This is a genomic window from Oleiphilus sp. HI0066 (genome assembly GCF_001635725.1).
Genome location: NZ_LWFH01001716.1, coordinates 1 through 811, shown reverse-complemented (window position 1 = coordinate 811; position 811 = coordinate 1). Strand labels below are relative to the sequence as shown.

General features: G+C 48.1%; 1 protein-coding gene and 1 pseudogene. Both read left to right on the top strand.

The features are described from left to right. On the top strand, positions 1–432 hold a 432-nt coding region (locus A3738_RS26845), incomplete at its 5' end, for a FliH/SctL family protein (protein ID WP_197474069.1). Beyond that, a pseudogene (gene fliI / locus A3738_RS26840) lies at positions 425–811 on the top strand (flagellum-specific ATP synthase FliI); the annotation flags it as partial. The gene A3738_RS26845 and the pseudogene fliI, both read left to right, overlap by 8 nt.

Genomic DNA, 811 nt, shown 5'->3' with positions numbered 1-811 from the left:
CGTGCTGTCATTCATACAGAAATCAAGCAGAGTACCGATGTTATTCGTTTGGCGCTCCAGAATGCGATAAATTCGCTGCCCAAGCGTGCACGCGAATTTAGTATTTCTCTTAATCCTCAAGATATTCCAATCGTACAGCCACTCATTGAAGAGATCGATAAGGAGGTCGCAGTCGTGCCATCACCACATTTGGCGAGGGGCGGCTGCTTAGTTGAGACAAGTCAGCAGGTGGTTGACTACACGATTGAAAAACGCTTCCAACACGCTGTACAAAGCATGCTGTTGCAAGCAGCGAAATCTCAAAATTTCGAGGTCCATCAAGAATCCCCCGCGACATTAGAAAGCCATGTTGATTTCGCGAGTGAAGTGCTAGAAGACGCGCCTGACCAAGATATTTCGCAAGATGAAAATGGATTAAATCCAGATGGCTGATCTGCTATCACGCATTACCGATTTTCAGCAAGCATCGGAGAATATTGAACACTTCGAGCCTGTCATCAGTGGGCGACTTACGCGAATGATTGGCCTTACCCTTGAGGCAAAAGGTTGTAAAGCAGTCGTCGGTGACCGCTGTTTAATTCAAGGCTCCAATAACGAAGAAGTCGAAGCAGAAGTCGTCGGTTTCGACGAAGACAGCACCTATCTTATGCCGCTAAGCGTGGTGAAGGGGTTTCAACCTGGAGCCAAAGTGACTCCGCTACCCAGCGCTAATGATGTGCCCGTAGGTATGTCGTTACTTGGTCGAGTGCTCGATGGCTGTGGTAACCCTATTGATGGTAAAGGCGATTTGCTTGCCGAGAGCTATGTACCT